Annotated in this window: 22 protein-coding genes; 16 read left to right on the plus strand and 6 right to left on the minus strand. The window is 70.2% G+C overall.

The features are described 5' to 3' along the window. Positions 1-109: 109 nt before the first annotated feature. The 9 genes from AC07NS_RS15980 (at position 110) to purQ (ending at position 7,985) form a co-directional block, all read left to right on the plus strand. The gene (locus AC07NS_RS15980) at positions 110-865 is read left to right on the plus strand and encodes a DeoR/GlpR family DNA-binding transcription regulator (protein ID WP_494604755.1); all 756 of its coding nucleotides are present in this window, start codon (positions 110-112) and stop codon (positions 863-865) included. Further along, positions 865-1,695 carry an endonuclease/exonuclease/phosphatase family protein gene (locus AC07NS_RS15985; RefSeq protein ID WP_494604952.1) on the plus strand — a complete coding sequence of 277 codons (831 nt, stop codon included), beginning with the start codon at positions 865-867 and terminating at the stop codon, positions 1,693-1,695. The genes AC07NS_RS15980 and AC07NS_RS15985 overlap by 1 nt, the downstream gene beginning before the upstream one ends. A gap of 49 nt (positions 1,696-1,744) precedes the next feature. Then, positions 1,745-2,182 carry a DUF2946 family protein gene (locus tag AC07NS_RS15990; RefSeq protein ID WP_494604757.1) on the plus strand — a complete coding sequence of 146 codons (438 nt, stop codon included), beginning with the start codon at positions 1,745-1,747 and terminating at the stop codon, positions 2,180-2,182. 97 nt (positions 2,183-2,279) lie between these two features. Next, positions 2,280-4,337, plus strand: a complete 2,058-nt coding sequence (locus tag AC07NS_RS15995) for a TonB-dependent receptor family protein (RefSeq protein WP_494604759.1) — start codon at positions 2,280-2,282, stop codon at positions 4,335-4,337. 2 nt (positions 4,338-4,339) lie between these two features. Further along, the gene (locus AC07NS_RS16000; protein WP_494604761.1) at positions 4,340-5,686 is read left to right on the plus strand and encodes a PepSY-associated TM helix domain-containing protein; all 1,347 of its coding nucleotides are present in this window, start codon (positions 4,340-4,342) and stop codon (positions 5,684-5,686) included. 2 nt (positions 5,687-5,688) lie between these two features. After that, entirely contained in the window at positions 5,689-6,129 is a 441-nt protein-coding gene (locus AC07NS_RS16005; protein WP_494604763.1) for a copper chaperone PCu(A)C, read from the plus strand. Beyond that, on the plus strand, positions 6,129-6,707 hold the full coding sequence (locus tag AC07NS_RS16010) for an SCO family protein (RefSeq protein ID WP_494604765.1): 579 nt from the start codon (positions 6,129-6,131) through the stop codon (positions 6,705-6,707). Before AC07NS_RS16005 ends, AC07NS_RS16010 begins: the two co-directional genes overlap by 1 nt. A gap of 73 nt (positions 6,708-6,780) precedes the next feature. Next, complete coding sequence (locus tag AC07NS_RS16015) at positions 6,781-7,266, plus strand: DUF3291 domain-containing protein (protein ID WP_494604766.1); 486 nt, start codon at positions 6,781-6,783, stop codon at positions 7,264-7,266. 56 nt (positions 7,267-7,322) lie between these two features. Continuing rightward, complete coding sequence (gene purQ / locus AC07NS_RS16020) at positions 7,323-7,985, plus strand: phosphoribosylformylglycinamidine synthase subunit PurQ (protein ID WP_494604767.1); 663 nt, start codon at positions 7,323-7,325, stop codon at positions 7,983-7,985. Positions 7,986-8,072: 87 nt separating this feature from the next. Here purQ and AC07NS_RS16025 read toward each other — a convergent pair whose 3' ends face one another. From AC07NS_RS16025 to AC07NS_RS16035, 3 genes are all read right to left on the minus strand, one after another. Next, on the minus strand, positions 8,073-8,219 hold the full coding sequence (locus AC07NS_RS16025; RefSeq protein ID WP_198577659.1) for a hypothetical protein: 147 nt from the start codon (positions 8,217-8,219) through the stop codon (positions 8,073-8,075). Between the two features lie 135 nt (positions 8,220-8,354). Then, positions 8,355-8,750: a type II toxin-antitoxin system VapC family toxin gene (locus tag AC07NS_RS16030; protein ID WP_494604768.1), complete on the minus strand. Its 396-nt coding sequence runs from the start codon at positions 8,748-8,750 to the stop codon at positions 8,355-8,357. Then, complete coding sequence (locus AC07NS_RS16035) at positions 8,747-9,010, minus strand: type II toxin-antitoxin system VapB family antitoxin (protein ID WP_494604769.1); 264 nt, start codon at positions 9,008-9,010, stop codon at positions 8,747-8,749. The genes AC07NS_RS16030 and AC07NS_RS16035 overlap by 4 nt, the downstream gene beginning before the upstream one ends. 66 nt (positions 9,011-9,076) lie before the next feature. Between AC07NS_RS16035 and purL the strand changes: the two genes are divergently transcribed. From purL to AC07NS_RS16050, 3 genes are all read left to right on the plus strand, one after another. After that, complete coding sequence (gene purL / locus AC07NS_RS16040; RefSeq protein ID WP_494604770.1) at positions 9,077-11,284, plus strand: phosphoribosylformylglycinamidine synthase subunit PurL; 2,208 nt, start codon at positions 9,077-9,079, stop codon at positions 11,282-11,284. 33 nt (positions 11,285-11,317) lie between these two features. Next, positions 11,318-11,674, plus strand: a complete 357-nt coding sequence (locus tag AC07NS_RS16045; protein ID WP_494604771.1) for a hypothetical protein — start codon at positions 11,318-11,320, stop codon at positions 11,672-11,674. Positions 11,675-11,800: 126 nt separating this feature from the next. Continuing rightward, positions 11,801-12,469, plus strand: a complete 669-nt coding sequence (locus AC07NS_RS16050) for a phytanoyl-CoA dioxygenase family protein (RefSeq protein WP_494604772.1) — start codon at positions 11,801-11,803, stop codon at positions 12,467-12,469. 6 nt (positions 12,470-12,475) lie between these two features. Here the strand turns inward: AC07NS_RS16050 and AC07NS_RS16055 are convergent, their stop codons facing one another. After that, positions 12,476-12,928, minus strand: a complete 453-nt coding sequence (locus tag AC07NS_RS16055) for a MaoC family dehydratase (RefSeq protein WP_494604773.1) — start codon at positions 12,926-12,928, stop codon at positions 12,476-12,478. A gap of 40 nt (positions 12,929-12,968) precedes the next feature. Next, complete coding sequence (locus AC07NS_RS16060) at positions 12,969-13,652, minus strand: GntR family transcriptional regulator (protein WP_494604774.1); 684 nt, start codon at positions 13,650-13,652, stop codon at positions 12,969-12,971. Between the two features lie 144 nt (positions 13,653-13,796). On the opposite strand from AC07NS_RS16060, the gene ribD reads away from it, so the two are divergent. The 4 genes from ribD to ribH are packed head-to-tail and all read left to right on the plus strand — an operon-like array spanning position 13,797 to position 17,043. Beyond that, positions 13,797-14,762 (plus strand): bifunctional diaminohydroxyphosphoribosylaminopyrimidine deaminase/5-amino-6-(5-phosphoribosylamino)uracil reductase RibD, encoded by a 966-nt coding sequence (gene ribD, locus AC07NS_RS16065; RefSeq protein WP_494604775.1) that lies wholly within the window; start codon positions 13,797-13,799, stop codon positions 14,760-14,762. Positions 14,763-14,774: 12 nt separating this feature from the next. Continuing rightward, positions 14,775-15,389 carry a riboflavin synthase gene (locus tag AC07NS_RS16070; RefSeq protein ID WP_494604777.1) on the plus strand — a complete coding sequence of 205 codons (615 nt, stop codon included), beginning with the start codon at positions 14,775-14,777 and terminating at the stop codon, positions 15,387-15,389. Beyond that, complete coding sequence (gene ribB / locus AC07NS_RS16075; protein ID WP_494604779.1) at positions 15,365-16,588, plus strand: 3,4-dihydroxy-2-butanone-4-phosphate synthase; 1,224 nt, start codon at positions 15,365-15,367, stop codon at positions 16,586-16,588. Before AC07NS_RS16070 ends, ribB begins: the two co-directional genes overlap by 25 nt. Further along, complete coding sequence (ribH, locus tag AC07NS_RS16080; RefSeq protein WP_494604781.1) at positions 16,585-17,043, plus strand: 6,7-dimethyl-8-ribityllumazine synthase; 459 nt, start codon at positions 16,585-16,587, stop codon at positions 17,041-17,043. Before ribB ends, ribH begins: the two co-directional genes overlap by 4 nt. 10 nt (positions 17,044-17,053) lie before the next feature. Here the strand turns inward: ribH and AC07NS_RS16085 are convergent, their stop codons facing one another. Beyond that, a complete protein-coding gene (locus AC07NS_RS16085) occupies positions 17,054-17,602 on the minus strand; it encodes a hypothetical protein (RefSeq protein ID WP_494604783.1) in 549 nt (182 codons plus the stop codon). Positions 17,603-17,641 lie beyond the last annotated feature (39 nt).

Below are 17,641 nucleotides of genomic sequence, written 5' to 3' on the forward strand. Positions count from 1 at the left end.
AAAATTCACAAAATGCAAAACGTAGACACATCAATCTCACATTTATCTCGCACAATTTCCACGAACCCAACATAATCCCTCTCAACCATCGCATCGAAGGAAGCCGGGCTTGAAACGCGAAGACCGCCAGCGCGAGATCCTGAGCCGGCTGCGTCCGGGCGAAAGCCGGGCCCTGGCCCAGATTGCCCAGGAACTGGAGGTCTCAGAAGAGACCATCCGCCGCGAACTGCGGGTGCTGGAGGCCCAGGGCTCGGTGCTCTGGACTCACGGCTCGGTGCGCCTGGCCGCCGCCACGGCCGAGGGGCCGTTCGACCGCCGCCTGCAGGAGAACGTCGCCGAAAAGACCCGCATCGCCGAGGCGGCGGCCCGCTTCGTCGGCGACGGCGACACGATCTTCATCGACGCCGGCACCACCGCCTGCTTCGTGGCCCGGGTGTTGGCCGGCGTGCGCCGCGACCTGACGGTCATCACCAACTCGCTGACCGTGGCCCAGACCCTGGGCGGCCGCAACGGCAACACCCTGTTCCTGGCCGGCGGCGAGCTGGACTACGACTACAAGGCCTTTTCCGATCACGCGGCCCAGGCCTATCTCGCCCAGTTCACCCCGCACCTCGCCATCCTCACCGTCAGCGCCATCCACGCCGACCACGGCCTGATGGACCGCCACGCCCGCGAGGCCGCCATGAGCCGCATCGCCTATGGCTGCGCCGACCGGGTGCTGCTGGCCGCCGACCACACCAAATTCGGCCGACTGGGCCTGATCCGCACCGCCACTGCCGACGACGTCGACATCCTGGTCACCGACCATGCGCTCGACGAAGCCTATGCGGCGATGTTCGCCGGCTCGACCGTGGTGGTGGCGTGATGCGCCCCCTGGGTCTCGCCGCCCTGCTGTTGGTCCTTGCGCCCGCCGCCGTCCAGGCGGGCGAACTGCGGGTGATGAGCTACAACATCCGCTACGACAATCCCGACGACGTTCCCGACTGGCGCGCCCGGCGCGGCCCGATGGGCGAGCAGATCCGCCGCGTCGCGCCCGACGTGCTGGGCGTGCAGGAGGCGCTCCTACCGATGGTCGACGACCTGGCGCGCGCCCTGCCCGGCTACGACCACTACGGCGTCGGCCGCGACGACGGGGCGACGGCCGGCGAGAGCACGACGGTGTTCTGGCGCGCCGACCGCTTCGAGAAGGTGGCCGGCCAGACCCAGTGGTGCTCGCCGACCCCGGACGTTCCGGGCAAGGCCTATGATGCCGCCCTGCCCCGCACCTTCACCCGCCTAGTGCTGCGCGACCGGAAAAGCGGCGCGCTGCTGGACGTGCGCAACGCCCATCTCGACCACCGCGGGCCGGTCTCCCGCGAGCGCTGCGCGGCCCAGATCCGCGACCTGCCCGCCTGGCCCGGCGCGATGCTGGTGACCCTGGGTGACTTCAACAGCGGCCCCGCCGAGGCGCCGCATCGACTGCTGACCGCGCCCGACGCGCCGTATGTCGACGCCCGCGCCGCCAGCCCGGCGGTTTCGGGACCCGAAGGCACGTTCAACGACTTCTCGCCGAGCCCGCCGCCAGCCCCGCCCATCGACTTCGTCTTCGCCGACCGCCGGCTGAAGGTGCGCAGCTTCGCCACCCTGAGCGACACCGCATCGGGAAAGGTGATCTCGGACCACTTCCCGATCATCGCCGACCTGGAGGCGCGCTAGGACATCCCGCCCAGGGGACAACCCAGGATGTTTCGGCTATGACTGGGTCGTGACCCGCCCGACCACCCTTGCGAGATGGCTTGCGCGCGACGCCTTCATGGCGCTCGCGGTGCTGGCGATCGTGCTCAAGGTCCTGATCCCGGCGGGCTTCATGCCAGGCGCCGAGCCGCGCAACGGCCTGCCCTTCGCCCTGGTGCTCTGCACCGCCGACGGGGCCAAGACCGTCTCGCCCGGCGCGCTGTTGGATTCGCGCTCGGGCGATCAGCAGCACGATCAGGACGACGGCAAGCAACAGCATCACGACGGCCCCTGCCCGTTCGCGACCCAGGGCCCGGCCGCGCCGCCGGTCGAGATCGCCCTGGCCGCCGAAACCCTGGTGGCCACGCAATCCGAAGCGCCCACGGCGCTGGCCCGCACCGTCGTTCCCGGCCGGGGCCTGGCCGCCCCGCCGCCGCCCGCCACCGGCCCTCCGTCCCTGCTGATCTGATCCGGCCGCCCTCGGCCGGCTGAACGCCCGCGCGTCCTTGGCGACGCGCGCAGATCATCACGGCCGCCGTGCGCGGCCGAAGGACGAACAAACCACAATGAAGTCTCTCCTGCTGGCCTCCGCGGCCATGCTCGCCGTCGCGCCCGCCGCCTTCGCCGCCGACGCCACCACCGCTCCGGCCGACGCGGACACCGACGTCTCGTCGGTCATCGTCACCGCCCGTCCCAATCCCGAGGAGCCGGCCGTGGTCGCCGCCGCCCGCCGGCGCCTGTCGGAAACGCCGGGCGCGGTGTCGGTGATCTCCCAGGAATCCTTCGCTTCCCGCCAGTCGCTGGCGCTGGACGACGTGCTGCGCGACGCCCCCGGGGTCTACGCCCAGCGCAAGTGGGGCGGCGACATCCGCATCTCGATCCGCGGTTCGGGGATCGGCAACGCCAGCCACAACCGCGGCCTGCTGATGGCCCAGGACGGCGTGCCGCTGAACGAGGCCGACGGCTATGGCGACAGCCAGGTCGCCGATCCGCTCAACACCCGCTACGCCGAGGTCTATCGCGGCGGCAACGCCCTGCGCTTCGGCGGCGCCCTGCTGGGCGGGGCGATCAACATGGTCACCCCCACCGGCAAGGACGCCGGTTTCGAGAACCAGGTCCGCATCGACGGCGGCTCCTACGGCCTGATCCGCGAGCACGTCGCCCTGGCCCGCCAGTCCGGCGACTGGGACGTCTACGCCGCCGCCACCAACCAGACCGCCCAGGGCTGGCGCTCGCAGAGCCAGCAGAACATCCAGTTCGGAAGCCTGAACGTCGGGCGATCGTTCGGCGAGGACCGCGAGGTGCGGTTCATCCTCAACGGCTCGAACGTCAATCAGGAGATCCCCGGCGCCCTGACCCTGGCCCAGTTCGAGGCCAACCCGCGCCAGACCGCCGCCGCCAGCGCCGCCGCCGACCAGGGCCGTAACCAGCGTGGCCTGCGCGGCTCGCTGCGCACCAGCTGGCGGCTGAACGAGCAGCTGGTGTTCGAGGGCGCGGTCTATGCGGTGTGGAAGGATCTGGACCACCCGATCTTCCAGGTCATCGACCAGCAGAGCCGCAACTACGGCGCCTTCGGCCGCTTCGACTGGGACGGCCAGCTGGGCGGCCTGCGCACCGACGCCTTCTTCGGCGCCTGGTGGCGCCTGGGCGACATGGACTCCAACTTCTACGTCAACAACCGCGGGGCCCGGGGCGCGCCGACCTCGCGCACCCAGCAGAACGCCAAGGCCATGGACCTGTTCGGCGAAGGCCGCCTGTTCGTGACCGAGCAACTGGCCGTGGTCGGCGGCGCCAGCTGGGGCCGGGCCGAGCGCAACTATGTCAGCTTCGCCGTGCCGGGGGTCTCGACGACCTTCAACCTGACGGCTGACAAGACCTATGACTGGTTCTCGCCGCGCGTCGGCCTGCTCTGGCAGAATGAAGCCGGCGACCAAGTGTTCGCCAATGTGACCCGCTCGGTGGAGCCGCCGAACTTCAGTTCGATGAGCCCGACCAACGCCGGCTTCACCCCGGTGGAGGCGCAGGAGGCCTGGACCGGCGAGATCGGCACGCGCGGCCATCGCGGCCCGCTGACCTACGACCTGACCGTCTATCGCGCCAACCTGAAGCACGAGATGCTGCAGTACACGGTCAGCAGCACCATTCCGGCCACCACCTTCAACGCCGACAAGACCATCCATCAGGGCATTGAGGCGGCGCTGGACTGGGCCGTGGCCCCGCGCTGGCGCATCCGCCAGACCTGGACCTGGTCGGACTTCCGCTTCGACGGCGACGCCCAGTACGGCGACAACCGCCTGCCGATCGTGCCCGAGTACTTCTATCGCGCCGAGGTGCGCTACGACGGACGCGGCGGCTGGTTCGTGGCCCCGTCGGTCGAGTGGTCGGCCAGCGACCAGTGGATCGACTACAAGAACACCAAGGCCGCACCGGCCTACGCGATCCTCAACCTCAACGCCGGCTGGAAGGCGACCGACAAGGTCTCGCTGTTCCTCGACGCCCGGAACCTGACCGACAAGGCCTATGTCTCCAACACCCAGGCCGCCACGGTGTGGACCGCGTCCAGCGCCGTGCTGTGGCCGGGCGACGGCCGCTCGGTCTATGGCGGCGTGACGGTGGCGTTCTGAGCATGGCCGCGATCGAACCAACCCCGACGACAGGGGCGGCCGGCGAGGTCTATCGCGCCTTCTGGCGCTGGCACTTCTACGCCGGCCTGCTGGTGCTGCCGGTGCTGATGCTGTTGGCCCTGACCGGCGGGCTGTATCTCTTCAAGGACGAGCTGACGGCGATCGTCCACCGGCCGCTGGTGGTGGTCGCCGACGGCCCCGCGACGACGCCGGTCGCCACCTGGATCGCCAACGCCGAACTGGTCTCGGGCGGCAAGGTCCGACGGCTGGCCGTTCCGGCCCGCGGCGACCGCTCGGTCCAGCTGGAGGTAGACACCGATGAAGGCCCGCGCACGGCCTATGTCGATCCCCACACCGGCCAGGCCCTGGGCGTCACCGCGCCGGGCGGCCTGATGGGCCTGGTCAAGCGGCTGCACAGCCTCGATATCGCCGGACCGATCGCGAACCTGCTGGTCGAGATCGTCGCCGGCTGGGCCATCGTGCTGGTCGCCACCGGGATCTTCCTGTGGTGGCCGCGCGGCCAGGGCGGCGGGGTGGTGACGGTGCGCAGCCGGCCCGCCAAGCGCCTGTTCTGGCGCGACCTGCACGCGGTGACCGGCGCCTTCGCGGGGCTGGTGATCGTGTTCCTGGCCGCCACCGGCATGCCGTGGTCGGCCTTCTGGGGCAAGGAGGTCCGCCAGATCACCACACAGGCCGGCTGGGGCCGCCCCAAGCCGCCGGTCGCCGAGGGCCATCACGCCGGCGCGCCCGCTCCCAGCGCGCCCGCTGAGGACGTCCCTTGGGCGCTACAGACCCACGCCTCGCCCGCCTCTACGCCCCATCACGTTAGCCTGGATGTCGATGCGATCGTCGCCAAGGCCCGCGCGGCGGGCCTGACCGAAGGCTTCACCCTGACCCTGCCCAAGGGCCACGGCGGAACCTGGACCGCCGCCTACATGCCCGACAAGGTGGAGGCCACCCGCGCCGTCTATCTCGACGGCGGCGACGGCCGGGTGCTGGCCGACCTCGGCTACCGCGACTTCGGACCGGCGGCCAAGGTCATCGAATGGGGCATCGCCGTGCACCAGGGCCAGGAGTTCGGCCTCGCCAACAAGCTGGTCATGCTGGCCGGCTGCATCGTCGTGTGGCTGCTGGGCGTCTCGGCCGTGGTGATGTGGTGGAAGCGGCGGCCGAAGGGCCGCCTGGCCGCCCCCGTTCCGCCGGCCCGTCGCGGCGCCTATCTCGGTCTCCTGGCGGTCGTGCTGCCGCTGGCCATTCTCTATCCGCTCGTCGGCGCCACGCTGGCGGCGGCGCTGATCCTCGACCTCGTCCTGCGGCGGCTGTCCCCCGCGCCGCGTCTCGGAGCCTGACTATGAAAGCCTTCGCTCTTCTTCCCCTCGCCTTCGCCGTGCTGGCGAGCCCCGCCCTGGCCGCGCCGCCCGCTCCGAAAGTGACCGTCGCCGACGCCTGGTGCCGCGCCGCCCCGGCCGGGGCCATGGCCGGCGGCTGCTACGTGACCCTGACGGCCGGCGCCGACGATCGCCTGGTCGCCGTCGAGACCCCCGCCGCCAAGCGCGGCGAGATCCACACCATGTCGATGGACGGCGGCGTCATGCGCATGCGCAAGCTGGCCGACGGCCTCGCCCTGCCGGCCGGCAAGGCCGTGGCCCTGAAGCCGGGGGCCGAGCACCTGATGATCATCGGCCCGAAGATCGCCCTGACCGCCGGCGCCAAGGTCCCCCTGACCCTGAAGTTCGCCAAGGCCCCGCCGGTGACCGTGCAGGCTCCGGTCCGCGCCGTGGTGAAGCATTGATGCGCGCGCTGTTCCTGGCGGCCGCGCTCGCCGCCGCCGCCCTGCCCCTCGCCTCCTGCGGCCAGAAGGACCCTGCCGAGGCCCCGCGCTCGACGATCCAGATCGGCGGGCCGTTCAACCTCGTGGACACCAACGGCAAGCCGGTCACCGAAAAAAGCCTGCTGGGCAAGCCCACGGCGATCTTCTTCGGCTTCACCTACTGCCCCGAGGTGTGCCCGACGACCATGGCCGACATGACCGCCTGGCTGAAGGCCCTGGGCCCCGACGCCGACAAGCTGAACGTGGTGTTCGTCTCGGTCGATCCGGAGCGCGACACGCCCGCCCAGCTGAAGCTCTACCTGTCGAACTTCGACCACCGCATCCAGGGCTTCACAGGCACGCCCGACGAGATCGCCAAGACCGCCAAGGCCTATCGCGTCTATTACAAGAAGGTCCCGCAGGAGGGCGGCGAGTACACGATCGACCATTCCTCGGCGATCTACCTGTTCGACGCCAAGGGCGGCTTCGTCGAGCCGATCGCCTACCAGTCGCCACCCGACCGGGCGGAGGGCCAGCTGCGCAAGCTGCTGGGAAGCTGAGCCCTTCCGGCGGCGGCCGTGGCTTCCTACCTCCACCTTGCAACAGGACTGGGCAACAAGACGGGAGGACGTCATGGCCGCCTTCGAATTGGCCGAGATCAATATCGGCCGCCTGCGGGCGCCGATCGACGATCCGGCGATCAAGGACTTCGTCGATAACCTGGACCGCATCAACGCGCTGGCCGAGGCCTCGCCGGGCTTCGTCTGGCGGCTGAAGGGCGACGGCAACAACGCCACCGACCTGGCCGTCGGCGGCGATCCTCTGCTGATCCCCAACCTGTCGACCTGGACCGACATCCCCTCGCTGGGCGCCTATGTCTACCGCTCGGCCCATGTCGAGATCATGCGGCGGCGGCGCGAATGGTTCGAGCCGGCGGAGGGGCCGCACCTGGCGTTGTGGTGGGTTCCCGCCGGCCACCGCCCCACCGTCGAGGAGGCGGTCGAGAAGCTGGCCCTGCTGGCCGCCCATGGCCCGACGCCCGCCGCCTTCACCTTCCGCCAGCCCTTCCCCGCCCCGGCCGGCGAGACGGTCGAACCGGTGCTGGACGAATGCGCGTGACGTTTCGGCCTTCCGGCGCCTGACATTCGATCCGAACGGTGCTACAGGCCCGCGCCATGAAAGCCGCCGTCGTCGTCTTCCCGGGTTCCAACTGCGATCGTGACTGCAAGGTCGCCGTCGAACGCTCCACCGGCGCTCGCGTCGAGATGGTCTGGCACCAGGAGACGGCCCTGCCGGACGACCTGGACCTGATCGTCCTGCCCGGCGGCTTCTCCTACGGCGACTATCTGCGCTGCGGGGCCATGGCCGCCCAGAGCCCGGTGATGCGCGAAGTGGTCTCGGCCGCAGGCAAGGGCGTGGCCGTGGTCGGGATCTGCAACGGATTCCAGGTGCTGACGGAAGTGGGCCTGCTGCCCGGCGCCCTGCTGCGCAACGCCAAGCTGAAGTACATCTGCAAGCCGGTCGACCTCGACATCGTCAACGGCCAGACCCGCTTCACCGCCAGCTTCGGCGAGCAGCGCGACGCGGTCATGACCGTCGGCAACGGCGAGGGCAACTTCTTCGCCGACGAAGAGACCCTCGACCGCATCGAGGGCGAGGGCCAGGTGGTGTTCCGCTACAAGGAAAACCCCAACGGCTCGGCCCGCGACATCGCCGGCATCGTCAACGCCGGCGGCAACGTCCTGGGCCTGATGCCCCACCCCGACCGCTCGTTCGACGCCGACCTTGGCTCGGAAGACGGCGCGATCCTGTTCCGCAGCGTCTTCCAGAGCGCCTGAGGCTTCACCCTATTCGCCGCCCACGAAAAAGGGCCGACGGAGCGAACGCCGGCCCTTCCTCCGATGGAGCGCTGCTAACGCTCTAGATCAGCGTTCGCGGTCGCGATCCGGCTGATTTTCCTGGCCGCCCGGGTTGCGGCCCTGTTCGTTCTGGCGCTGCTGTTGCTGCTGGCCCGGGGCCTGTCGCTGCGGGTTCTGCTGCTGTTGCTGCGGATTGCGGTTTTGGTCGCCCATGGGCTTCTCCTCTTCGGTCCGCGCGCTGGCTGCGCACGAGACAGAAAACGGGCCGAGGACTCGCCGTGTTCCTCCGGCGGAGCTGCCTTAGTTCCTGCTTAGCTAATGTTTTCGCAGGCGTTTTCGCGCCATGCGTCAGAGCGCGGAGCGAATGTCGGTATGGGCGAAGTCGTCGCCCTTGTAGAGCAGCGGCGCATTCAGCGACCTGGCCAGGGCGTAGGAAAAGCAGTCGCCGAGGTTCAGCCTCGCCGGATGACGACCCTTGCCGAAGGTCATCGCCGCCTCAACCGCCAGACGCACCTGCGTCCGATCGACATCGACGATCTCGATCCCGAGCATCCGCAGATCCCTGTCGAGTTCGTTCGAGACGATCTCCGGAACGAAGACCTTGGCATAGACGTGGGCGGCCTCAACCACGCTGGAGGCGGACATCGCCTTGCGCGGCTGGGCGAGCAGGAGCGAAAGAAACATCTCGCGCTCGGGCTCTTTCAGGACGATGGCCGCCAACGCCGACGTATCGACGACGATCAACGGGGCAGGCCCTGCTCGTCATACATTTCGGCGTCGATCTCCGCCGCCGTCTTGTCGGAGATCCGAGGTCGCGCATCGACCTCGCGCAACCAAGCCTCGATCTCGGCGCGCTGATCCCTCTGCGCCTGAGGCTCCCGCCCCAGCGCCTTCAGCGTATCGGCCAAGGCGTTGTGGATCGCGTCGGTCAGACTGACGCCCGTGGCCTCGGCCACCTGACGCGCAAGCTGCTCCGTCTCGGCCCGCTTGATGCTGATGCCCATTCTAGAACCACCTTCAGCTTTCTAGAATATAGCGGAATCCCCCCAGCCGCGCTAGAAGGCGCGCCCATGAGCGCACCCTCCACCGCCCCCGCCAAGTCCATGGCCGATACGGCCGCCGAATTCGGTCTGAAGCCCGAGGAATACGCGGTCGTCCTCGACCGCCTGGGCCGCGAGCCCAACCTCGTCGAGCTGGGGGTGTTTTCGGTGATGTGGTCCGAGCACTGCTCGTACAAGTCGTCGAAGAACCAGCTGAAGAAGTTCCCGATCAGCGGCCCGCGGGTGATCTGCGGTCCCGGCGAGAACGCTGGCGTCATCGACATCGACGACGGCGACGCGATCATCTTCAAGATGGAGAGCCACAACCACCCGTCCTACATCGAGCCTTACCAGGGCGCGGCGACGGGCGTGGGCGGCATCATGCGCGACGTCTTCACCATGGGCGCGCGCCCCATCGCCCTGCTGAACGCCCTGCGCTTCGGCGAGCCGGGCCACGCCAAGACCAAGCGCCTCGTGGACGGCGTGGTCGCCGGCATCGCCGGCTACGGCAACTGCGTGGGCGTGCCCACCGTCGCCGGCGAGACCAACTTCCACAAGGGCTACAACGGCAACATCCTGGTCAACGCCATGTGCGTGGGCCTGGCCAAGTCCGACAGCATCTTCTACTCGGCCGCTCCGGGCGCTGGCCTGGCGGTCGTCTATTTCGGCTCCAAGACCGGCCGCGACGGCATCCACGGCGCGACCATGTCGTCGGCCGAGTTCTCGGAGGATTCCGAGGAGAAGCGCCCGACCGTGCAAGTTGGCGACCCCTTCGCCGAAAAGCTGCTGATCGAGGCCACGCTGGAACTGATGGCCACCGGCGCCGTCGCCGCCATCCAGGACATGGGCGCGGCGGGCCTGACCTCGTCGTCGGTCGAGATGGCCGGCAAGGGCGGAGTCGGCATCGAGCTGAACATGGACGCCGTGCCCCAGCGCGAGACCGGCATGTCGGCCTACGAGATGATGCTGTCGGAAAGCCAGGAGCGCATGCTGGCGGTCCTGAAGCCCGGCCGCGAGCAGGACGGCCACGCCATCTTCGAGAAGTGGGGCCTGGACGCCGCCGTCATCGGCTACACCACCGACACCGGCCGCCTGGTGCTCAAGCATCACGGCGAGACGGTCTGCGACGTGCCGCTGGCCCCGCTGTTCGACGACGCGCCGCTCTATGACCGTCCGTGGACCGAGCCCAAGGTCGACGCCCGCCTCGACCCGGGCCACGTGCCCGCCCCCGAGAACTGGGAAGAGGCGGTGCTGAAGGTCATCGGCTGCCCCGACATGGCCTCCAAGCGCTGGCTGTGGGAGCAGTACGACCGCCACGTCATGGCCGACACCCTGGAAGACAGCGCCACCGGCTGCGACGCCGGCATCGTGCGCATCCACGGCACCGGCAAGGCCGTGGCCGTGACCAGCGACTGCACCCCGCGCTACGTCCAGGCCGACCCGTACGAAGGCGGCAAGCAGGCCGTCGCCGAAGCCTGGCGCAACCTGACGGCCGCCGGCTCGCTGCCCATCGCCATCACCGACAACCTGAACTTCGGCAGCCCCGAAAAGCCCGAGACCATGGGCCAGATCGTCCGCGCCACCGACGGCATGGCCGAGGCCTGCCGCGCGCTGGACTTCCCGGTCGTGAGCGGCAACGTCAGCCTCTACAACGAGACCAACGGCGTCGCCATTCCGCCGACCCCGACCGTCGGCGCCGTCGGCCTGCTGACCGACTTCGACCTGCGCACGGGCTTCGGCAACGTGGCCGAGGGCGACACCCTGGTGCTGATCGGCGAGACGCATGGCGAACTGGGCGCCTCGATCTATCTGCGCGAAATCCTGGGCCGCGAGGACGGCGCCCCGCCGCCCGTCGACCTGGCGGTCGAGCGCAAGAACGGCGACTTCGTGCGCGGCCTGATCGGCTCGGGCCTGGTGGCCGGCGTGCACGACCTGTCGGACGGCGGCCTGCTGGTCGCCGCGGCCGACATCGCCCTGGCCAGCAAGGTCGGGATCACCCTGAACGCCTCCAGCCACGCCCACGCTCACCCGTATCTGTTCGGCGAGGACCAAGCCCGCTATCTGGTGGCGACGCCCGATCCGGACGCCCTGCTGGAAGCGGCCAAGGAGGCCGGCGTGCACGCCAACCTCGCGGGCGTGGCCGGCGGCGAGGCCTTCGCCTCGACCGACCTGTTCTCGATCCCGCTGGCCAAGCTGCGCGAGACGAACGAAGCCTGGCTGCCGGCGTTCATGGGGTGAGGTGAAAACCTCGCCCTTCACCAAAGGAACGCCATGCGCCTGCCGCTGATCGCCGCCCTCCTGCTCTCCCTGGCCGCCTGCGCCCCGACGGCGCCGGCGCCCGCCCCGACGCCCGTCGCCCAAGGCGACAGCGTCGAGGCCTGCACGGCCCGCGGCGGCCAGATCGAGACCGTCGGTCGCCGCGGCCTGCCGACCTGCGTCGTGCCCTACGCCGACGCCGGCAAGGCCTGCACCAGCGGTTCGCAATGCCAGGGCGGCTGCGTGCTGGAAGGCAATCTGGAGAGCCGCGACGAGCCGGTCACCGGCCAGTGCCGCCGCTCCAACGTGCAGTTCGGCTGCTACGCCAAGGTCGAGAACGGCCGCGCGACGGCGACCATCTGCGTGGACTGACGCGCCCGATCTTCGGATCGGTGTCTATTTCCACTTCAAATGGAAATTCGGACGGCTACGCTCCTGCCTGACTGCGACCGAGCGTAACCTGTTCACGCTCGGCGCGGCGAGGGCGTCGGGAGCGTGATGGTCGATCTGCTAGCACCCACCAAGGTCGCGCCGCTGGACGCGGACCTGGCCGCTCTTCTCGATCACCAGGGCTATCTGCTGCTGCGCGGCGCCGTACCCGAGGCCTGGCGCGAGGCCATGCGCGCCGCCTTCGACGCCGGCGAGGGCCCGCCTGAACAATGGGCCGTGCCCCGCGCCCCGGGCTGGCGCCACGCCCTGGTCGATCTCGATCCCGTCGTGCAGAAGGCCTGCCGCGCGCCGGTCCTCCTGGGCGCCGTCGCCCGAATGTTGGGCGGCCCCTTCTTCTTCAGCCAGGTGGAAGGCCGCGAGCCGCTGCCGGACTGCGGCCATCAGCCCCTTCACCGCGACGGCGCGGGCCTGAAGACCGTTTCGGCGATGGTCTATCTCGACCCCTACGGCCCCGAAAACGGCGCTACCCGGGTGCTGTCGCGTCATCTCGACGACGGCCTGTTGGACGACAGCCAAGCCCTCGTCCTGTCCGGCGAGCCGGGCGACATCCTGGTGTTCGACGCCGACCTGCCGCACGGCGCGACCACCAACCGCTCAGGCGCGCGCCGGCGCTCGCTGCTGGTGAGCTTCATGCACGAAGATCATCGCGCCGGCGAAGACGCCTGCCGGGCGGTCCGCACCGTGCGCATGGACACCAGCGAGGTGTTCGTCCCCTGAGGGGCCTCAGGCCTTGGCCGGACGGCGGCGACGCGGGACGCGGACGGTGGCCTCGCCGTCCATGACGACGTCCTCGCCGACCAGGGCGGCGCAGGTCAGGGTCACGCGCGCGCTCTCCTGGTCGATGGCCGAGACGGTGATGCGGGCGGTGACCACGTCGCCGATACGCACCGGCCGGTGGAAGGCCAGGGTCTGGCTGAGATAGATCGCGCCCGCGCCGGGTAGGATGGTGCCGACCACCGCCGAGCCGAACGACGCCGACAGCAGGCCGTGGGCGATACGGCCGCGATAGGCGGTCTTGGCCGCGAAGGCCTCGTCCACGTGAACGGGATTGAAGTCGTCCGACGCCTCGGCGAACAGCTGGATGCGCTCTTCGGTGACGGGCACGAGCTTTTCGGCCGTCATGCCGACAAAGAGCTCTTCGAGGATATATCCGCCGGAGGGATGTTGTTCGATCATGACGCGGCGTTAGCACGGGTCGCCCCGCGCCGCAAAACCGTTACCGCCCTTCGGGTTCGGAAGCGCTGGGCGGCTGGCCGATCAGTTGGGCGCAGATCGACTCGGCGAGGACGGCGTCTCTAGCAGCGATCGCGTCGGCCATCCGCCGGTGCAGGACCACGTCGACCAGCTGGTCGTCGGGCGCCTGCTTCTCCATCTGCCAGATCCAGAAGCGGGTGGCGGTGTTCTGCAGGCTGACGACGAAGCGGGCCAGGGTCGGGTTCTGGGTGGCGAAGGCCACCGCGCGGTGGAAGGCCAGGTCCATGGCCAGCATGGCCCGGAAGTCGCCGGCCGCGACCGCCTCCTCGGCCCCGTCGAAGGCCGTCAGGATCGCCGGCAGGTCGGCAGGGCGATGGTTGCGGGCGGCTAGGCCCGCGGTCTTCGCCTCCAGCATCAGCCGCACCTGGAAGGCGTGCTCGATCTCGGCCACGTCCAACGGCGCGACGATGGTGCCGACGCGGGGACGCCGCACGACCAACCCCTCGATGGCCAAACGCCCCAGGGCGTCGCGCACGCCGGCCAGGCCTCCGGCGTAACGGGCGGCCAGGGCCTTCTCCTCCAGCACCTGCATGGGCGCCAGGTCGCCCAGCAGGATGTCCTGCAGGATCAGCTCGTACAGCCGCGCCTTCTGCAGCCCCGGCGACCAGGCGCCGTGCGGCTCGACGCTGTTGCGCGGCCCCTTCATCGCGGCGGTGGCGGACGGTCGTTCATGCTCCGTAGCTAAGCCAAAAGCCGCGAAGCGTCATTCCCGACGGGGTCTAAAATGTAAGAGACGCCAAAGGCGATGCTTGCTTGGAAAGCTGCCGACCTCGTCATTAGTAGCCGGCCGATGACGGCCCCCTTCCTTTCCCCCGACCATATCGCGACGGCCTTCCGGCTGGCGCTGGACGCCGCCGACCGCTTCGTCGGCGCCACCGCGCCCAACCCGCCGGTGGGCTGCGCGGTGCTGTCGGCGGATGGGACGGTGCTAGCGGTCGCCGCTCACGAAGCGGCCGGCGGGCCCCACGCCGAGGCCGCCGCCCTGGCTGCGTGCCGCGCGGCCGGACGGTTGGACGCGGTCCATACCCTGGTCGTCACCCTGGAGCCCTGTAACCACCACGGCCGCACGCCGCCATGCGCCGAGGCGATCCTGGCCAGCCCGGCGCGCGCGATCTGGTACGGCGCGGGCGACCCCAACCCGACGGCGGCCGGCGGCGCCGCGCGGCTGGCGGCGGCGGGGCTGAGCGTCCAGCCCATCGCCACCCTCGGCCACCCCGACGCCACGGACCTTTCCGTCCGCGCCGCCCGGCTGATCGCGCCGTTCGTCACCCGCCTGACCAAGGGTCGCCCCTGGCTGACGATCAAGCAGGCCCTGGACGTCGACGGTTCGATGATCCCGCCGGTCGGCGCCAAGACCTTCACGTCGGAGGCTTCCCTGACCGTGGCCCACGACCTGCGCCGACGCGCCGACGCGGTGATCACCGGCTCGGGCACGATCCTGGCCGACAGCCCGCTGTTCACCGTCCGCCGGGTTCAGGACCCGCGCCGCAAGCCCCGCCGCCTGGCGATCCTCGACCGTCGGGGTCGTACGCCGCCCGCCTATCTCGACGCCGCCCACGACCGAGGCTTCGCCCCCAGCCTGCACGGCGACATCCCGCAGGCGTTGGCCGCCCTCGCCGAGGACGGGGTCATGGAGGCCCTGGTCGAGTGCGGCCCCGTCCTGCTGGCGGCCTTCCTCGAAGCGGGCCTGTGGGACGAGCAGATCATCATCCGCCAGAGCGCCGACGGCGACGTCGTCACCCACGTCCTGGCCTGAGAAGGAGACCCGATGTTTTCCGGAATTGTCGAGCGCCTGGGCGAGGTGACCGCGGTCGAGACCGTCGCCGACGGCGCCGTGCGCCTGACCTTGCAGACCGGCTTCCCCGACCTTGCCCTGGGCGAGAGCGTGGCGGTCAACGGCGCCTGCATGACCATCGTCGCCAGCGATGCGAGCGGTCGCGCCGAGGTGTTCGTCAGCGCCGAGAGCCTGGCGCGCACCAACCTCAAAGCCCTCGCGGCCGGCGGCTTCGTCAATCTGGAGCGGGCCGTGACCCTGGCCACCCGGCTGTCTGGCCATCTGGTCCAGGGACACGTCGACGGCGAGGCTCGCGTGGCCTCGATCCTCCACGAGGACGGCGCCTGGAAGACCCGCTTCGACCTGCCGGCGGCCCTGGCCCCCTACTGCGTCGAGAAGGGCTCGATCGCCCTCAACGGCGTCAGCCTGACCCTGAACGCGGTGGAGCCGGTCGAGGACGGCCGCTTCGCCGTCGGGGTCACCCTGATCCCCCACACCTGGACCCACACCAACCTGCAGCACGCCGCGCCCGGCGACCAGATCAATGTCGAGGTCGACGTGCTGGCCAAATACGTGGAGCGGCTATGTCACGCCTCCCTGAACGCCTGAACACGGCGCTAGAGCGCCTCAAGACCGGCGGCATGATCATCCTTGTCGACGACGAGGACCGCGAAAACGAGGGCGATCTGGTGCAGGCGGCCCAGTTCGCCGACGCCGCCGCCATCGCCTTCATGGCCAAGCAGGCCAGCGGCCTGATCTGCCTGGCCATGGAAGCCCCGCTGATCGACCGTCTGGGCTTGCCGCCCATGGTCGCCGACAACCGCACGCGGCGCAGCACGGCCTTCACCGTCTCGATCGAGGCGACGGACGGCGTCGACACCGGCATTTCCGCAGGCGACCGGGCGCGGACCATCCAGGCGGCGGTCGCCGCCGACGCCAGCCCGGCCGACATCGTCTCGCCGGGTCACGTCTTCCCGCTGCGGGCCGTGCCCGGCGGGGTGCTGGCGAGGGCCGGCCACACCGAGGCCTCGGTGGAGCTGGCGAAGATGGCGGGCCTCACCCCTGCGGCGGTGATCTGCGAGATCATGAACGACGACGGGACGATGGCCCGGGGCGACGACCTGGCCGCCTTCGCCGCCCGCCACGACCTGCCGATCCTCAGCATCGCCGAACTGCGCGCCCACCTGAACGCCGCCGATCCGCCGGTCGAGGCCGTCGCCTCCGCCCGCCTGCCCACCCGCCACGGCCAGTTCGAGGCCCGCGCCTTCCGCAGCCGCCTCGACGGCGGAGAGCACCTGGCCCTGGTGCGGGGACCGCTGACGGGCGCGCCGCTGGTGCGGGTGCATTCCGAATGCCTGACCGGCGACGCCTTCGGCTCGCGCCGCTGCGATTGCGGCGCCCAGCTGGACGCGGCGCTGGACGAGATCGACGCTTCGGGCAACGGCGTACTCGTCTATCTGCGCGGCCACGAAGGGCGCGGCATCGGCCTGGCCAACAAGATCGCCGCCTACGCCCTGCAGGACCAGGGGCTGGACACCGTCGAGGCCAACCACGCCCTGGGCTTTCCCGACGACGCCCGCGACTACGGCCCCGCCGCCGCGATCCTGCACTCCCTGGGCGTCTCCGAGGTCCGCCTTCTCAGCAACAATCCGCGCAAGGCCAAGGCGCTGGAGGACCTGGGCGTCGCCGTGCGCGAGACCCTGCCGCTGGTCGTTCCGCCCGACCCGCTGAGCGCCGGCTACCTGGCCACCAAGCGCGCCAAGCTCGGCCACCGTCTTTCCGTTCCGTCCTCGAGGATCCCCGCATGACCGCTCCCCCTTCCGAGCAAAGCTTCGCCATCGCCATCAGCCGCTTCAATCCCGAGGTCACCGGCGGCCTGCTGGCCGGAGCCCTGGCCGAATTCGCCGAGCGCGGCGCGCCGGTCGCGGAGGCCGACGTCTTCGAGGCTCCCGGCGCCTTCGAGCTGCCGCTGATCGCCCAGGCCCTGGCGCGGACGGGCCGCTACGCCGGGATCGCCTGCCTGGGCTGCGTCATCAAGGGTGACACCGCCCACTTCGAGTTCATCAGCGCCGGTACGGCCTGGGGCCTGGTCAGCGCGGGCCTGGCCACCGAGACCCCGATCGCCTTCGGGGTGCTGACCACCTACACCGACGAGCAGGCGGAACTGCGCAGCCGCGACGACGCCGGCAACAAGGGCCGCGAGGCGGCGGCGGCCTGCGTCGAGGCGGCGGCGACGCTGAGGGCGATCCGCGCGGCGGCGTGACGACCGCCGCTCAGCGGCGGCGGCGCTTGCCCAGCTCGGAGATCCGCCCCGCCAACCGCGCCTGCAAGGCGGTGAGATCGGCGGCCGGCGTCCCGGCCGTCGGGATCGAGAACCACAGCGACTTGTCGGCCACGATGACCAGGGCGTCATTGGTCACGTGATAACCGCGCAACTCGGCCCAGCCATAGGTCGCCTGGGTGTTCGCCGACAGGAAGCTCAGCCCGTCCTCGCGCGCCACGACGCTGGAATGGGCGTAGTAGGCCGAGTGCTTGCGCAGGATCGTTCGGGCCATCACCGGAAACAGCATGAAGCGGAAGTAGGCGAACAGGGCGCCCGCCATGCCCAGCCCCTCGAGCACGCAGCCGATCATCGATCCACGCGCGGCCTCCGGCGTGCTCCAGTCGAAGATCGTGAAGCCGAAGAAGACGGCCATCGCCGCGCCGGCCGCCGCCGAGATCCCGTACATCGCCGGAAAGTTGGCCACGCAGAGCATGGCCGCGACGATGGATTTCTCGGTCGGCGTGTAGGGAATGACGAGTCTGTCGGCGTCGTGGCTCATGCGCGCCTTCTACGAGATCGGCAAAGCTTGGCAACTTCC

This window comes from Caulobacter sp. GW821-FHT10A10 (assembly GCF_059415745.1).

Coding starts and splice junctions, on each gene's coding strand:
- AC07NS_RS15985 (WP_494604952.1), top strand. CDS start 865: ATGCGCCCCCTGGGTCTCGCCGCCCTGCTGTTGGTCCTTGCGCCCGCC.
- AC07NS_RS15995 (WP_494604759.1), top strand. CDS start 2,280: ATGAAGTCTCTCCTGCTGGCCTCCGCGGCCATGCTCGCCGTCGCGCCC.
- AC07NS_RS16000 (WP_494604761.1), top strand. CDS start 4,340: ATGGCCGCGATCGAACCAACCCCGACGACAGGGGCGGCCGGCGAGGTC.
- AC07NS_RS16005 (WP_494604763.1), top strand. CDS start 5,689: ATGAAAGCCTTCGCTCTTCTTCCCCTCGCCTTCGCCGTGCTGGCGAGC.
- AC07NS_RS16010 (WP_494604765.1), top strand. CDS start 6,129: ATGCGCGCGCTGTTCCTGGCGGCCGCGCTCGCCGCCGCCGCCCTGCCC.
- AC07NS_RS16015 (WP_494604766.1), top strand. CDS start 6,781: ATGGCCGCCTTCGAATTGGCCGAGATCAATATCGGCCGCCTGCGGGCG.
- purQ (WP_494604767.1), top strand. CDS start 7,323: ATGAAAGCCGCCGTCGTCGTCTTCCCGGGTTCCAACTGCGATCGTGAC.
- AC07NS_RS16025 (WP_198577659.1), bottom strand. CDS start 8,219: ATGGGCGACCAAAACCGCAATCCGCAGCAACAGCAGCAGAACCCGCAG.
- AC07NS_RS16035 (WP_494604769.1), bottom strand. CDS start 9,010: ATGGGCATCAGCATCAAGCGGGCCGAGACGGAGCAGCTTGCGCGTCAG.
- purL (WP_494604770.1), top strand. CDS start 9,077: ATGAGCGCACCCTCCACCGCCCCCGCCAAGTCCATGGCCGATACGGCC.
- AC07NS_RS16045 (WP_494604771.1), top strand. CDS start 11,318: ATGCGCCTGCCGCTGATCGCCGCCCTCCTGCTCTCCCTGGCCGCCTGC.
- AC07NS_RS16050 (WP_494604772.1), top strand. CDS start 11,801: ATGGTCGATCTGCTAGCACCCACCAAGGTCGCGCCGCTGGACGCGGAC.
- AC07NS_RS16055 (WP_494604773.1), bottom strand. CDS start 12,928: ATGATCGAACAACATCCCTCCGGCGGATATATCCTCGAAGAGCTCTTT.
- AC07NS_RS16060 (WP_494604774.1), bottom strand. CDS start 13,652: ATGAAGGGGCCGCGCAACAGCGTCGAGCCGCACGGCGCCTGGTCGCCG.
- ribD (WP_494604775.1), top strand. CDS start 13,797: ATGACGGCCCCCTTCCTTTCCCCCGACCATATCGCGACGGCCTTCCGG.
- AC07NS_RS16070 (WP_494604777.1), top strand. CDS start 14,775: ATGTTTTCCGGAATTGTCGAGCGCCTGGGCGAGGTGACCGCGGTCGAG.
- ribB (WP_494604779.1), top strand. CDS start 15,365: ATGTCACGCCTCCCTGAACGCCTGAACACGGCGCTAGAGCGCCTCAAG.
- ribH (WP_494604781.1), top strand. CDS start 16,585: ATGACCGCTCCCCCTTCCGAGCAAAGCTTCGCCATCGCCATCAGCCGC.
- AC07NS_RS16085 (WP_494604783.1), bottom strand. CDS start 17,602: ATGAGCCACGACGCCGACAGACTCGTCATTCCCTACACGCCGACCGAG.